Here is a 15,250-nt window from a genome sequence, read left to right as displayed (position 1 = left end):
ACTATTAGTTCCACTCGTTACTTCTTTCGAAAACCCGCCACTGGCTGTTTTCAAAAACCTCCCCATATCCCGGCAGCTTAGATTGCTTTAGCTGCGGGAATCTACGCAGAATTCTGTCTGCTGTGGCCTGCCCCTCTGCCTGCCGCGGTACCACGATGTACCTTGTCCGCGGCACGCCCCCTTCTAGCGCCCAGTCGTAAGATGGTTGCCCAGCGATCACCAGTTGGTCAACGCTACCAAACCCGATGACGATTTCGGGACTTTTTTCAACGTCTACCATAATTTCTGACTTGTCGCGCAAGAATGAAATGACCTCTCGGTCCGGTCTCGACGCTGCGTTCTCAATTCCGACCATCGCTCTAGCCCAATTGCGGGTTTCGTCATGGGCAACGTAGCGCGTGACCAGCACGGATGAGACCAGCGAGAAAGACAACAGAGCAATAGCAATTGGCTCACGCAGGGACAGGTTCGGCCAGAAACGGATCGCCGCGACCAGAACGCCCAGCATGGGCGCAATCGCCATCGCCGGATCCCCCTCGACATGGAAGAATGTATTGAGGGTATACCCCCCAAGTACCGCGCCCACGGCAGCCAGCAACGGCATAAACAGCCTTGGCATCAGGATGTTGCGCAATATCGCAACCAGTGCCGCAGGACAAAGCCCCAGCAGCACGATCATATGTTGCGACGAAGTAAGCGGCACCACCGTCTCTGACAAAAGTGGAACAAGGCGGCTGTCGAAGATCAGACTGACAAACATCAATGACCCCACAGCCGCAGCCACAGGGTAGAACATCGCGACAAGATAGCCCGTCGACGAGGCGGCAATCATGCTGGGCCGCGCTGCCACGATCATGAAGGGCATCGCCCCAAGGCACAGCATCAGGCCGAAACTATCCGACAAGGCGACAACCAGCAGCCCCACTGCCACTTTCATCATGTCGGGCGCATTGCCGGTCAGGCGCAGATTGACGATCCCTCGCGCAAAAAGCCATGTGCCCAAGATGCAGAACATCATCTCTGGCCCATCGGCTAATGCACGCAGAAAGAATGGATTAAGTGCCAAAAGCAGTACTAAAACGGCCGAGGTAAAGCCCGAGAACCGCCCCGTATCCCGCAGGTTCAGAAACCACAAAACCAAAAGCCCCGCACCCACCAAAGCGGATAGGACAAAAGGCACAGGCACCTGCGTACCCGTCAAAAGCGCCTGCCCCAAAAGGGAAAGCGCATAGGGCACAGGAGGATAGAAGGCATCGGTCGCCTTGAACTGCGCCGGGCCTTCGATTTGTATGATGGACTTGGCCCAAAGGTCCGTCACGTCCATCGAGATAAAACCATTTGCCTCGGTCCAGCCGAGACTGAGCAGCAGCACCAGTGTCAGCGCGACAAAGCCAACGGACCAAGAGGCGGCGCGGATCACTGCGTGGCCTCCGTCGCTTCGGCACTGGCTTCGGCGACCTCATTGGCCGTGTGTTTTGACAGGCCGTGCTGCGTTTTTTCCCAGTAGAACGGGTTGAAGATCAGTTGCGACAGCGCCTTGTAGGAGGCCACAGTCATCAGCACCCAATACCCCACGACGGTGATCCCCCAAGGCGCCAGATCGGTCCACCTGCGCCTGAAGGGCGCGACCATGGTGAGGTAGATCAACAGCCCGTTGCCCGCCAAGAGGTTCACCAGCGAAAGATACAGCACCGGTAGCGGGAAATAGGGAGAGATGACTTCGGTCCCGAAAATCAGCCAAATGGCAAAGATCGACCAGAACACCGGATTCAGGAGGCCCGACAGCACCGTGCCGCCGATGAAGAAGATAAAGCCAAAGACCCCTGCGGTGCCGACTGACTGCCACAGATGGATCGGCCTGCGGCTGTGGACGAGGAAGGTCTGCATATAGCCTTTGATCCAGCGCGAGCGTTGGCGCACCCAGTTCGGGATCGAGACATTGGCCTCTTCAAAGGTCGTGGAATCGATGACGCCGACGCGGTAGCCCTTTTGCGTCAGACGAATGCCCAGATCGGCATCCTCGGTCACGTTGAAGGGATCCCATGCGTTCAACTCGCGCAGCACGTCCATGCGGAAGTGGTTCGAGGTGCCGCCCAGCGGAATAGGCACGCCCAAACGCTCCAGCCCCGGCAGCATCAGGTCGAACCACAGCGAATAATCCAGCGTGAACATCCGCGTCAGCCAGTTTTCCCGCGCGTTGTAATAGTTCAACCGGCACTGAATACAGGCGGTATTGGGCGCGGATTGGTTGAAGGCGGCGATGACCTTTTTCAACTGATCCGGTTCGGGCTTATCCTCAGCGTCGAAGATCACGAGGAAATCACCCTGTGCATAGCGCAGCGCAAAGTTGCAGGCCTTTGGCTTGGTCTGCGGATGGGAGGCCGGAACGCGAATGATCTCAAACACGCCTTCGAGGTCCAGCTTGCGCGCCGCGTCGATCGTTTCGTGATCGCCCTCCTCCAGCACGATCTTGATGTCGAGCTTGGCCAGCGGGTAGTCGAGGTTGCGCAGCGCTTGGGCAAGGATCGGCAGCACCTCGGGCTCGCGGAACATCGGCACCAGCACGGTATAGATGGGCAGGTCTTCGTCGCGCAGCAACGACGCCTCAGCTGCGATGGCCCGCGATGAAGTCTCTTGCGCAGCACCGCCCAGCCAAACCAACAGCGCTTTGAACAGGAAGTTGCCCGTGTAGAAGATCGTCAAAAAGACGTTCAGCACGATCAGCGTCGCCACGGGCGCAAAGGCCAGCCCCAGCAACAGTGCCGAGACCAAGAGGTAAATCACCAAGATTTGCGGCGGGGTCACGACATTCTGCGCCGACATATCCGGGTCCAGCTCTGCCAAGGCAAAGACCGCTTCGTGGGAATGTTTCTCGCGGAAGGCGCGTTGTAACTGCCATGACACATCGAAATGCGAGGCCACGACGATGGTCACACCGGTGCCGTAAACCTCACGGATGTGCAGCACCGTGCGCGGGCCGGGGCGTGAGGTGGCGACCGTCAGCGTGCCATCCTCTGCCCGGCCAATCGGCACCGTCATATATTGGTTCATCACCACCGGATCATACTGACGGATCAGATCATCATCGGCCCGGTCTTCGATCAGATCGACCAGCGTCAGCCCGTGGTAAAAGGCAATCTCGCGGTAGAGGTCATGCGCCGTCAGCCATCGCCGCGACAGAAGAACCTTAACCAATGAGACATTCCAGTCTTCGGCCAGATCCTCTGCTGCGTCGAGTTGTTCAACCGTCAGCGCGCCACGGTCAAGCAGCAGCGAACCAATGGCTTCGCTTTCGGCATCCAACGCCATGGTGACTTACGTCTCGTCCCGGCCGCGTCTTGCACGGTAGACACGCTGGAATACGATCAGCACAAGCAGCGTCACCAGCACCCAAATACCCCCAACGATCCAAGGGCGATACTTGGCCAGCATCTGCGCAAAGCTGGTGCGGTCAGGATAGACGACGTCAACCAGTGGGCTGCGGTCGGTGGCAGTGGCAAGGATCACCCCCTGCTGCCCGATCAGGGCCAGATCGCCCCGGTCCAGCACCATGGGCATCTGCGGTGTAAGCTCTGGCGCGGGGCCGTTGCCCGGGCGCAGCCACAGGCCGCGCGTCTCACCGCGGGTAACGATCTGCACCACGCCAAGGCGCGACAGGTCTTCACCTGAATAGATCAGGTTGTCTTGAGTATCGCGAACCTCGATCCGGCCTTGATCAAAGGTAATAAGCGGCTCCCCATCGCCGGGGTTTTGGTCAGAGATCACGAAGAACGGGTCATTCGTTTCCAGCGCGTCGACCGAAGGACGCGGCAAAATGGACGCGCGGTCTGGGATGACGCTGCCAGCAACACCTGCGAGCCATGGCAAGACCTGCTCGAAATCAAGCGACAGCTCAGGGTCAAGCACGACCTGAACGCCATCGCCAAACTCTTGCCTGAGCGAGAAAAAATCGCGGTCCTGTGGCTCTGCATCGGAAAGCACCAGCGTGCTGCCGGGGAGGATCTGCGCCGGGTAGCCCTGAGGTTTGAACCGGCATTCGCCGCCCGTGGGCTGACGCTGGATCGACACGCGCAGCAAGTTATCGCGGCCCAAAAGCCCTTTGGGAACCGAAAAGCTCAACTGCTCTGGCTGGCCACTGCCAAGCGGGCGGTTGCCCAAAAGTGAATCGTTGAGGAAGACCGACGCCGTGGCCCCCCGCCCTTCGGGGTCGAGTGCGGCAGCGATTTGCAGGCTTACACCGGAAACGGCCTTTCCAACCGGCAGGTCAGAGGATTGGAACGGGATCAAGAAATCTTCGGTCGACACCACCGCACGGGGGTTTAGATCGGCGTTCAACCCGGCAAGCGGCAGACGATTGTCAAACAGGACCGGTCCCTCGACCACCTCTACCACCGTTGCATCGCTGTTCGACAGGGCCGACCATTCCGAAACCATTTGCCACAGCCCCACCTGCGGATCACTGCCACGCAGGTTCAGCACGGGCATGCCCGACTGGCTGTCGACAGTCATCTCGCTGGCCGCCCCCGAAGAGGTCACGTCAAGCTGGATAACCCCTTCAGACCATGTGCCTGCGGCATTGGCCTCTGCCGGGCCGAAACGCAAGCGCCCTGCTTCAGCGTCAAAAAGCGCGGCGGCGCGGGTCGCTGCGGCCAAGGCCGCCAAAGAGTCGCTGCCGTTGATGGCAAGGCGCGTATCTGCTGGGCGCAGGCCTGCAAAGGCTGTCGAAGTGTCGACCGCCGCTTGATCCAGTTGCAACGTGACAGACGACGACGCGGCGATCTCAAGAAAATCGCCCGAGGCGCGTTCATCAACACAGACACGATCACTGAACGCGCCAGAATAGGAAAGGCCAACCGCGATGAAGCCACCTGATACATCTTCGGGGCGCAGTGGTACCGGCACGCTAAGACGCCCTGCCCCATCCGGCAAAGCTTGGGATGACACCGGTCGGCCGCCGACAGAAACCTGCAAATAGCGATCCACCTCGGCGGTTGAGGCGTGATTAAGCTCCAGCTCCAAAGTGCCCGAATTCAAGGCCCCCGCTTCGGGTAGCGGGATAAAGATGGTCGCATTTCCCGACAATTGGCGGAACGAAAGACCGTTCTGAAACCCAAGCTCCGTCAGATCGAATTCGCGCGAAATCAGTCCCTCTTGGGCCTGAGGTGCCGTTACGCTTGCCCCCTCATCAGTAGCAGTCGTCTGGGCGTGTACGTGAAACGGCAGCAGGGCCGCCAATAGACCGATTGCGGGATACTTCATGGGGGAGGCTTTCTTATATCTTTACAACGACGTCATTGGCATCGGCTAAGGCGGTTTCAATTATACGAACCTCATCTGCTGACAAGGTAGAACCATTATTATCAGCGTCTTCCGCTACGTGCAGCCCCTTGCGTAGGCAATCTTCAATTTCGGTGTATTCGAGCATCGCTGCGTTTCCAGCCAGATCATGCAGCATACGATGAATTTTGCGCACTTTCCTCTCTGATGGGTCAGCATCTTCCGCTTCGCGCAGCGTGTCGGAAATGGCTTGCGTTCGCGCTGGCAGCCCTTCGATAAAGCGCTTTCGTGTCGTCGCAACGCGTTGTTCATATGTCTCAGATGGTGCCACAGACTGTCCTTTTTGCTTGCCCGAAAAGGAACAAAAATAGCCAACCTAATTTAAATGTCAGAAAGCTGTCAAAATTGTGGCACAACACAGCATTTCTTACGATTTTCACAGAAAACGAAGGGAATTCTCCCGATCCAATTTAGGCGGACCCTGCGCTGCCGCAGGTCACAAAAGATGTTTGAACAGACCAAAAAGGTCACGCTGGGACGAGATGTTAAGTTTGCGGTATAGGTTGCGGCGATGCACCTTGCAGGTCTCGGTCGCGATTTCCAACGTCTTGGCGGCAGAACCGTTGGAGTGCCCCTGCAAAACCAGCCCCGCAATCTGCGCCTCGCGGGCGGTCAGGGCAAATTGCAGCACGTCCTTGGCGTAGTTTCGGATCAAATCAGCCAAAGGCGGGCGGGCGACAACCAGCCCGTCCTGCGCCGCCGGGGAGATTTTGTTGCAATGCTGCGTCAACAACTCCAGCAACAGCGGGGCATACTTGCGCAAATACCGTAACTCTGCCCGGCGAAACGGCCCTTGGGCATCGCGGCGGCTCATAGATAGATGCGCCACCCCACCCCGCGCCACCGGGGCCAGCAGCCCAACCTCATCACACAGCCCCGACCCCCGATAATATTGCAGGTAATACTCACTGGAGAAGAACCTGTCCGGCGCGACCTCCGACAGACGAAAGACGCCACCGTCCTCAACACGGTCCCGATACTGAAAAAACGGGTCAAAGGCATAGGTGCTTTCCAGATACTCAGCCAGGGCCGTGGGGCGCAGGCGGCCGGGCTCGATCCAATGGTCCAACAAGCTGGGCGGCTGACCGGGATCAAAGCGCATCATCAGAAAGGTGCCAAAGGCCACCCGCGCGCGAAACAGCGCTTGATAGACGTCAAAAAAGGCCGGGGTGCCGACCGCCTGCATGGCGTCGCGGAGCAAGGAAACCTCGCTTATTGTCAGATTATCGCTCAAAAAATACTCACATTTCGGGTAATATGGTCAAATTTACTACCCCAGTGGGGGTATATATTGTCACGCCCATTGCCGCAATCATGCGGGTATGCGCTTGTTTGATCAAATATCGCAGGCCGAACTGACAGGGGGTTCAATGACCAAGGCAATCACCGCACAATCACTGCGCAAGGTATATCCCGGCAATCCGCCGGTAGAAGCATTGGCAAGTATTGACGTTGAGATTCAGGACAATGAATTTTTCACGCTGCTAGGGCCATCGGGCTGTGGAAAAACGACTCTGCTGAGGCTGATCGCGGGGTTTGAGCATCCGACCTCAGGCAAGCTGGACATGTTTGGGGAAAGCTTGCTTGACGCGCCCCCTTACAAACGCCCGATCAATACTGTCTTTCAAAACTACGCGCTTTTCCCGCATATGACCGTGGCGGAAAACATCGCTTTTGGGCTGCAAATGCTTGGCACCCCCAAAGCATCTGTCAATGCGACAGTGGGCGAGATGATGGAACTGGTGCAGATGTCTCATCTCGCCGACCGTCAGACCGGGCAAATCTCTGGCGGGCAACAACAGCGTGTGGCGCTGGCCCGCGCCTTGGCTCCCCGCCCAAAAATCCTATTGCTGGATGAACCGCTCAGCGCGCTGGATTTTAAGCTGCGCAAACAGATGCAGTTAGAGTTGAAGCGCCTGCAGACTGAAACCGGCATCACCTTTATCTTTGTGACCCATGACCAAGAAGAAGCACTGACCATGTCAGACCGGATCGCGGTCATGTCGAACGGTGCCATTCGTCAGATTGGCCGCCCCCGCGAGATTTATGATCGCCCCGCTGATCGTTTCGTCGCTGATTTCATTGGTGATACGAATTTCCTACCGGCCGAGGTGATCTCCAACAGCGGCGAGGTGACGCGCCTGCGTCTCTCCTCGGGACAAGAGGTTGATGCACATGCGCGCGATGGAGCCCAAGGCAAGGTCACGCTGGCCCTGCGACCAGAGCACGCCGAGTTGACCGACGATGGCGCGGGGTTGCTTGCCGGGACGTTGCGCGAAGTTGTCTATTTTGGGACCGATACGCATTTCCATGTCACCCTCGACGATGGCAGCGATTTTGTCCTGCGGCGCCAAAATTCCCCCGCCGATGGCAATGATTTTGCAACCGGTGATCGGGTCGGGCTGACCTTCCCCGCCGGGGCCGCCCAAGTGTTGAGGGATTAAGCCATGGCAGAGCTATCCAACACCGTCTCGCAACGCGCTGCACGCAACCGCTGGCTGCTGCTGACCCCGGCGCTGATCATCCTGATCTTTGCCGCCAGTGGCCCACTGCTCATTACGCTGTTCTATTCCTTCCTCACCCCCGGCGACTACGGCGGCGTGGAGTGGAAATTTTCGACCGACGCATGGTTTGGCGTCTTGATGCAGCGCGACATCTTTGATGACACGCTCGGCTGGTCGGATGCCCATCTCAGCATTCTGTGGCGGTCGGTCAAGCTGTCCGTCCTGACCACAATCGCCTGTCTCTTCTTTGGCTTTCCGACGGCCTATTTCATCGCGACACGGCCCAAGAAACAGCGCGAATTCTGGATGCTGCTGATCATCATCCCGTTCTGGACAAACTTGCTGATCCGCACCTTTGCCATTCTGGAGTTGATCCGCAACGAGGGCACAATCAACAGCATTCTGATCGCACTTGGCATCATTGATGAGCCGATCCAGATGCTGTTTACCGAGTTTTCGATCATCCTCGGCATGGTCTATGTCTATCTGCCGCTGATGGTGCTGCCGATCTATGCCGCGCTTGAGCGGTTGGACTTCCGGTTGGTCGAGGCAGGGTATGACCTTTATGCCACCCGGTTCAACGTGTTGCGCCGGGTGATCCTGCCGCTGGTCAAACCGGGGGTGATCGCGGGGTCGATCCTTGTGCTGGTGCCGTCGCTGGGTGCCTATGTGACACCGCGCGTCATGGGCGGCGGCAACCAGTTGATGCTGGGCAATCTGATTGAATTGCAGTTCGGACAGGGACGCAACTGGCCTTTGGGCGCTGCGCTGTCGATCACCCTGCTGGCGATCGTGATGGTGGCCCTTCTGGCCTATGTCCGCGCCGCGGGGAATGAGGAGGTGAAACATGGCTAAACGCGGTTTTGACATTCGCAAGCTCAGGGGTTTTTCCGGCATCGCCATGACCTGCTTCGTCATGCTTTACATGCCCATCGTGCTCTTGGTGGTCTATTCCTTCAACGCAGGCACTTCCGTCGCGATTTGGGAGGGGTTCTCTTGGCGCTGGTATGTCTCGGCTTGGGACAATGAGATGGTGCAAGAGGCGACGGTGCGCAGCTTGATTATCGCGCTGTCTGCTGCCGCCATCGCGACGACGGCCGCGGTTCTTGCGGCACTCGCCACCACCCGCAACCGCAAATTCCGTGGGCAAACCGCGATCTTTGCGCTGATCCACCAACCTCTCATGGTGCCCGAGATTGTGACAGCCGTGGCGCTGCTGATCTTCTTTGCCACGATCAAGGTCGCCACCGGCTACACCGGTCTGATGTATCTGATTATCGCGCATTCGGCCTTTTGCATCCCTTTCGCCTACCTGCCGATCCGCGCACGGTTACAGGGGATGGACCTCAGCCTCGAGCAAGCCGCAGCCGATCTTTACGCCACACCCTTTCAAGTCTTTCGCCGGGTGACACTACCGCAACTTTGGCCGGGCATCCTTGCCGGGGCGATGCTGGCATTCGTCATCAGCCTTGATGATGTGGTGATAACCGAGTTTGTTAAATCCGCCGGGCAGGATACGCTGCCAACTTACATGCTGGGCCAATTACGGCGGGTGGTGACGCCAGAGATCAACGCGATTTCGACCGTATTGTTGATGATCTCTGTCTTGATGGTGATCGCCTATACCCTGCTCAGCAGAACCAAAAAATAATCAACCAAAGGGAGCTTAAGATGAAAAAGACACTGACAGCGATCGGCCTTATCCTTGCCGGGCCAGCCGTGGCCGAAGGGGAGCTGAACCTCTACAACTGGGGCAATTACACCAGCCCGGAAATGATCGAGAAGTTCGAGAAAGAGACCGGCATCAAGGTCACCATCACCGACTATGATAGCAACGATACCGCACTGGCCAAGATCAAAGCGGGCGGTCATGGCTTTGACATTGTCGTGCCGTCGGGGACCTACGTGCCGATCTTCATCGGTGAAGGGCTGCTGATGGAAAGCAAACCCAACGAGATGGAGAACTTCAAAAACATGGACCCGCAGTGGGTTGATGTCGAATTCGATCCGGGCCGCAATTACACCGTGCCGTGGCAGTGGGGCACCGTTGGTGTGACAGTCAATACCGCAGTCTATAGCGGCGACATCAACACCGCCGCCGTGATCTTTGACCCGCCAGAAGAGTTGAAAGGCAAGATCAACGTGGTGCCGGAAATGAACGACGTGATGGGCATGGCGATCCACTATGCGGGCGGCGATCAATGCACCGCCGACAAAGAGGTCTTGAAAGAGGTCCGCGACATCCTGCGCGCGGCCAAGCCGAACTGGCTGTCGATGGACTATGGCAACATCGAGAAATACGCCAAGGGTGACCTCGCCGCCGGGGTGAACTGGAACGGCGCGTCCTTCCGGGCACGCAACCAGAACGAAGACATCGCCTTTGGTTACCCGCAAGAAGGCTACCCCGTCTGGATGGACAATGCGGCAATCCTTGCCGATGCGACCAATGTGGAAGAGGCGAAAACCTTCCTCAATTTCGTGATGGACCCGGAAAACGCTGCGATGCTGTCTGAGTTCGCGCGCTATGCGAACGGCATCAAAGGCTCGGAAGAGTTCATGCCCGAAGACATGAAAAACGCGCCCGAGGTTGTGGTTCCGGAGGAGCTGAAGGGTGCTGCCTACGTCGCCAAGGTCTGCCCACCCGAGGCGCAAAAGCTCTACACCGCGATCTGGACTGACCTTCAGAAGTAATCGCGTCACACGGGTGCAGGCGGTCTTCGGTCCGCCTGCACCTCCACGGCCCCATTCAAGACAAAGGAACCTCCCCCATGCCGGCAGATATCGTCATCCACAACGGGGCTTTGATGACCTTCGATGACGCCCAACCCCAAGCTGAGGCGCTCGCGATTTCAGGCGGTAAGATCACCCATGTCGGCACTGACGCCGAGGTGATGGCCCAGATTGGAGCCGAAACCCGCGTCATCGATGCGCAGGGCGGCACCGTGTTGCCGGGATTTATCGACAGCCATGTGCATCTCTTTGGTGGCTCGGTCGAGCTGGAATACCTCAACCTTTATGGCGTCAAAGGCTTGGACGAGATGCGCCGCCTGATCCTACCTTATGCCAAGGCCAATCCCGATGACAAACTGCTATTCTGCGTGATGGCAGACTACGGCATTCTTGGCACCGGCAGCACGCTGACGCGGCAGGGTCTGGACACCATCTTGCCCGACCGCCCCCTTGCCATGTTCGCGCCCGACCATCACACCGTCTGGGCCAATACCACCGCGCTCAAGGCCGCAGGGCTGCTTGAAGGGGGCGAGGTCGATGCGGGCTCAGAGATCGTGATGGGCGCGGATGGACTGGCAAGCGGTGAGCTGCTGGAACCCGGTGCCTATAGTCCGGTCCTTGCCCTCACCCGCCACGGTGGGCGCGATATGCTGGGGCTGACCAGCGGCAAAGACCCGGTGCCGCCCGCGACCGCACAGCAACGCGAGATGGACAAAGATGTCATCGCCCGTGGCCTTGCTCATTGCGCCGCGCAAGGCATCACCGGTCTGCACCTGATGGACGGCAACCGCTACCAGCTTGAACTGCTGTCCGAGCTTGAAGCCGAAGGGCGTTTGATCTGCCGCTGCACCGTGCCCTTTCACCTTAAAGGCACCGACCCCGTTGAGCGGATCGGCCACGAAGCCCCCGCCATGCGCGCCGATTACCAAGGTGACAAACTGCGCTGCATCCATGTAAAAATGTTCATCGACGGCGTGATCGAAAGCGGCACCGCGCTGATGCTACGCCCCTACCCCGGCGATCTGGGTGCAGGTGGCAATACTGGCGATGAGGTCTTTACCCAAGAACATTTTGTCGCGGCCTGCGCGGAGGCCGATCGGCTTGGCTTTCAAATTGCGGTCCATGCGATCGGTGACGCTGCCGTACGGCGCACCATTGATGCCTTTGAGGCCGCACAAAAGGCCAATGGCACACGCGACAGCCGCCACCGGATTGAGCATATCGAAGTGATGCATCTCGACGACCTGCCCCGCCTATCTGAGTTGGGCATCGTCGCTTCGCTGCAGCCCGGTCACGCGCCGCGTGGCCATATCTTCCCGCCAGAGGGTGTCACCAACTACCTGCACCCCGATCAGATCCCCGGCGCATATGCGTGGCAATCCATCCGAGAAAGCGGCGCAAAGGTCGTCTTTTCAACCGATTGGCCGGTGATACCCGTGGATGTCATGCGCAGCATCAAAGCCGCGATTGCGCCACTGGACCTCGGCGCAGACTGGGCCGACCAGAGCCAGCGCCTGACAGACACGCTCGCGAGCTATACCCGCGACAATGCTTGGGTTGAGTTTGCTGAAGACAGGCGCGGCAGGCTTAAACCCGGCATGGACGCCGATGTGGCCGTGCTGAGCCATGATCTGACGCAACTGGCACCCAAAAACATTACCGAAGCCGAAGCCCGTGCCACCATCATGGGTGGTGAGCTGACGTTTCAAAGATAAATGTAGGGGGAGCCGAGGTTCAGAAATCTGGATTAGAGCATCTGAAACAGGCCAAGCTCTCACCCTTCTCGTCACTGGCTGAGAGGGGGCAGACGGGCGCGAGGTGTCGCGCCCGTCCGAAGTTTAGCTGTCTTTTGCCGCGAGGATCGCATCTGGGGTGATCGGCAAATGCCGAACCCGCGCGCCCGTCGCGTTGAAGATCGCATTGGCGATGGCAGGCGCAATGACCGTGGTGCCCGGCTCGCCAAGACCCACAGGCACTTCCGTGCTTTCCACGAACGCGACTTCAACGTCTGGCACATCGACCATCCGCAGCGGGGTGTAAGACCCGAGGTTAAGGTCGATAACCTTGCCATCTTCGATCCGCGTGCCCTCATGCAGGGCCATGGACAGGCCCCAAAGTGCCGCGCCTTCGCATTGCGCGCGCGCCCCGTCGGGGTCGACAACCGTACCACAATCGAACGCCAGCCACATCTTCTCGACAGCGACCTCACCCGTTTCGGCATCCACCGCCAGTTTGACCGCGGCTGCGGTCCAAGTTGGCATGGTCCGCGACTGGCCAAAGGTGGTGGCGATCCCAATTGCCGTGCCCTCGGGGAGGTCGGTTTTGCCATAGCCCGACATCTCTGCCACGCGCTGCAAGACAGCCGCCTGACGCGACGCACCGCCCACCGCATTGGGCGCAGAGCCCGCGTTGATGCCTTCGGCCTTCAGGTGATCCAGACGGAACTGCAACGGATCGGCGCCGATCTTATGCGCGGCTTCATCCATGAAGCTTTCCACGGCAAAGTTGGTCCAGCCCGGCCCGACCGAGCGCAGCCAACCGGGGCGGAAGGTCGCGTTTGCCAAATCGTTCGAGATGGCCCGCACGCGGTGCGCGCCGACCGTATACCAGTGATCGGCCCCGTCGATTGCAAAGGGATCGTAAGGCTCTTCGTTGACACCTTTGGGCATGAAGCCCGGTGTCATCACCTGCGTTGGCCAACCGGCGGCGGCGTGGTGTTCCATGCCTGTGACGGCTTTGGCATCGTCAAACGCCATGCGCAGTTTTTGCACCGAAGGCGAGCGGATGCTGTCGAACTGGGCGTCTTCCTCGCGGGAGAAGACCAGCTTGACGGGCTTGCCGACAGCCTTTGAGGCCAGCGCGGCCGGCACGATATAATCACCATTCAAACGACGGCCAAAGCCCCCGCCCAGCATATAGCTGCGCATCACGATCTTGTCGGCAGGTACCTCAAGCGCCGTGGACAGCGTAGGCAGGATCAGCGATTGCCACTGGTTGCCCGCATGCGTTTCCCAGATGCCATCGGCGTTCTGGAAGACGGTCGCGTTCACCGGCTCCATCTGGAAGTGCAGCACGGATTGGGTGGTGTACTCGGCCTCCAGCGTCTCTGTGGCGGCGTCAAACACGGCGCTGGTCTCGGGCTGCTCGGTGTGCAGGATCGACCCGGCGTCGCTTGCGATCAACTCGCGCGAGCGGGCTTGGATGTCATCCTCTGACACATCTGCCGTCTCGCCTGCGGTCCAATCGACGCTGATCTCATAGGTGGCCATCCGCGCGGCGTGGAGCGTTTTGCCCAACACCACAACCCAGCCCGGCACGGTGCCCGACGGGTCATCCAGCACCACGGTTTCAAGATAGCCTTTGACCTCTTTCGCGGCGCTGTCATCGACTGAATTAACCTTGGAGCCATAGCGCGTCGGCGGCAGCATCGGCACGCCGTAGACCATGCCGTCGACCTTGGCATCCAGACCATAGATCGCCTGGCCGGTGGTTTTCGTGTCCAGATCAAGCGGATGCACATCCTGACCCACGAGCCGCAGATCGGCATGGGGTTTCAGCGGCAGGGCTGCCAATTCATCTTCGGTAAAGCTCCGGTCGAGCCCTTCGGCCACCAGATCGCCATAGCTGATGCTTTGCGTGCCATCGGTCACGGCCCCGTCGCGCGCGGTCAGGCCAGAGGCGTCAACGCCCCACTTGGCCGCCGCCGCTTCGATCAGCGCGGTGCGTCCGGCGGCACCCGCTTGACGATAAACCGGCCAGCTTTGCCAGATCGACCAGCTGCCGCCGGTGACCATCAGGCCCCATTTCTCAGCCGTGTCGACATGGGTGATATGCACATTTTCCCAAGCGACTTCCAGCTCATCGGCCAAAATGCGGGCGATGGCGGTGCCGACGTGCTGGCCCATCTCGGCGCGGATGATGTTGACGTTGACCTGACCTTCGGCGTCGATCCAGTACCACATCGACGGCTCAAAGGGCTGGCCATTGGGCGCGATCGGCGTGCCATCGGGCACGGCAGGGTTCATCGCGGCATTCGACGCCTGCGGGAAGCCAAAGGCAACGCCAGCGGCGGTCATCGACACCAGAAACCCGCGGCGGGTCATCTGCGGTTGCGCGTCGGAGCCTTTCAGGCGGGACATCAGATTAGCCATTGTCGGAGCCTCCCATTGCGGTGGCGGCGTCGCGCACGGCTTGGCGGATACGGGGATAGGTCATGCAACGGCAAAGGTTGCCGGTCATCACCGCGTCGATGTCTTCGTCACTGGGGTTGGGCATGTCTTGCAACAGCGACGCGGCCTGCATGATCTGACCCGACTGGCAGTAGCCGCATTGCGGTACGCGCAGGTTGCGCCATGCTTCTTGAACCGGGTGCTTGCCCTCTTCGTCCAGCCCTTCAATCGTGGTGACCGACAGGCCCTCTACATCCGCCAGATAGGTGATGCAGGACCGTGTGGCTGTGCCGTCGATATGCACGGTACATGCGCCGCAGGCCCCGATGCCGCAGCCAAACTTGGTGCCGGTGAGGCCGATCTCATCGCGGATCGCCCACAGTAGGGGCATGTCCGGGTCTGCGTCGACAGAGATCTGCCGCCCGTTCAATTCGAATTTTATCATGAAGTGGTTGTCCCTTGGGGTATGCATTGCCTGAGGGGAGCGCGCGTATAGCTGCCCTGACGTGA

Annotated in this window: 12 protein-coding genes; 5 read left to right on the top strand and 7 right to left on the bottom strand. The window is 59.2% G+C overall.

Going from position 1 to position 15,250, the window contains the following annotated elements; genetic code table 11:
• Positions 1–4: 4 nt before the first annotated feature.
• The 5 genes from BM229_RS14300 to BM229_RS14280 all read right to left on the bottom strand — a co-directional run bounded on the left by BM229_RS14300 (position 5) and on the right by BM229_RS14280 (position 6,538).
• Positions 5–1,420, bottom strand: coding sequence for a hypothetical protein (locus tag BM229_RS14300; RefSeq protein WP_093928313.1), 1,416 nt, complete (start codon positions 1,418–1,420; stop codon positions 5–7).
• Positions 1,417–3,309 carry a glycosyltransferase family 2 protein gene (locus BM229_RS14295; protein WP_093928312.1) on the bottom strand — a complete coding sequence of 631 codons (1,893 nt, stop codon included), beginning with the start codon at positions 3,307–3,309 and terminating at the stop codon, positions 1,417–1,419. The genes BM229_RS14300 and BM229_RS14295 overlap by 4 nt, the downstream gene beginning before the upstream one ends.
• A 6-nt stretch (positions 3,310–3,315) precedes the next feature.
• Positions 3,316–5,259: a cellulose biosynthesis cyclic di-GMP-binding regulatory protein BcsB gene (locus tag BM229_RS14290; protein ID WP_093928311.1), complete on the bottom strand. Its 1,944-nt coding sequence runs from the start codon at positions 5,257–5,259 to the stop codon at positions 3,316–3,318.
• A 13-nt stretch (positions 5,260–5,272) separates the two neighbouring features.
• Entirely contained in the window at positions 5,273–5,608 is a 336-nt protein-coding gene (locus BM229_RS14285; protein ID WP_093928310.1) for an Hpt domain-containing protein, read from the bottom strand.
• Positions 5,609–5,773: 165 nt separating this feature from the next.
• Positions 5,774–6,538: a helix-turn-helix transcriptional regulator gene (locus BM229_RS14280; protein ID WP_244152210.1), complete on the bottom strand. Its 765-nt coding sequence runs from the start codon at positions 6,536–6,538 to the stop codon at positions 5,774–5,776.
• Positions 6,539–6,707: 169 nt separating this feature from the next.
• Between BM229_RS14280 and BM229_RS14275 the strand changes: the two genes are divergently transcribed.
• The 5 genes from BM229_RS14275 to BM229_RS14255 all read left to right on the top strand — a co-directional run bounded on the left by BM229_RS14275 (position 6,708) and on the right by BM229_RS14255 (position 12,286).
• On the top strand, positions 6,708–7,781 hold the full coding sequence (locus BM229_RS14275; RefSeq protein ID WP_093928308.1) for an ABC transporter ATP-binding protein: 1,074 nt from the start codon (positions 6,708–6,710) through the stop codon (positions 7,779–7,781).
• Positions 7,782–7,784: 3 nt separating this feature from the next.
• Positions 7,785–8,696: an ABC transporter permease gene (locus BM229_RS14270; protein ID WP_093928307.1), complete on the top strand. Its 912-nt coding sequence runs from the start codon at positions 7,785–7,787 to the stop codon at positions 8,694–8,696.
• Positions 8,689–9,492: an ABC transporter permease gene (locus BM229_RS14265; RefSeq protein ID WP_093928306.1), complete on the top strand. Its 804-nt coding sequence runs from the start codon at positions 8,689–8,691 to the stop codon at positions 9,490–9,492. Before BM229_RS14270 ends, BM229_RS14265 begins: the two co-directional genes overlap by 8 nt.
• Before the next feature lie 20 nt (positions 9,493–9,512).
• A complete protein-coding gene (locus BM229_RS14260; RefSeq protein ID WP_093928305.1) occupies positions 9,513–10,532 on the top strand; it encodes an ABC transporter substrate-binding protein in 1,020 nt (339 codons plus the stop codon).
• A 77-nt stretch (positions 10,533–10,609) separates the two neighbouring features.
• The gene (locus BM229_RS14255) at positions 10,610–12,286 is read left to right on the top strand and encodes an amidohydrolase (protein WP_093928304.1); all 1,677 of its coding nucleotides are present in this window, start codon (positions 10,610–10,612) and stop codon (positions 12,284–12,286) included.
• A gap of 123 nt (positions 12,287–12,409) precedes the next feature.
• Here the strand turns inward: BM229_RS14255 and BM229_RS14250 are convergent, their stop codons facing one another.
• Both BM229_RS14250 and BM229_RS14245 read right to left on the bottom strand, forming a co-directional pair.
• Positions 12,410–14,722, bottom strand: a complete 2,313-nt coding sequence (locus BM229_RS14250) for a xanthine dehydrogenase family protein molybdopterin-binding subunit (RefSeq protein ID WP_208604090.1) — start codon at positions 14,720–14,722, stop codon at positions 12,410–12,412.
• A complete protein-coding gene (locus tag BM229_RS14245) occupies positions 14,715–15,185 on the bottom strand; it encodes a (2Fe-2S)-binding protein (RefSeq protein ID WP_093928302.1) in 471 nt (156 codons plus the stop codon). The genes BM229_RS14250 and BM229_RS14245 overlap by 8 nt, the downstream gene beginning before the upstream one ends.
• Positions 15,186–15,250: the final 65 nt, after the last annotated feature.

Origin of the sequence: Sulfitobacter dubius (assembly GCF_900113435.1) — a bacterium.
Lineage (GTDB): Bacteria > Pseudomonadota > Alphaproteobacteria > Rhodobacterales > Rhodobacteraceae > Sulfitobacter > Sulfitobacter dubius.
This window is presented reverse-complemented; position numbering and strand designations above follow the sequence as displayed.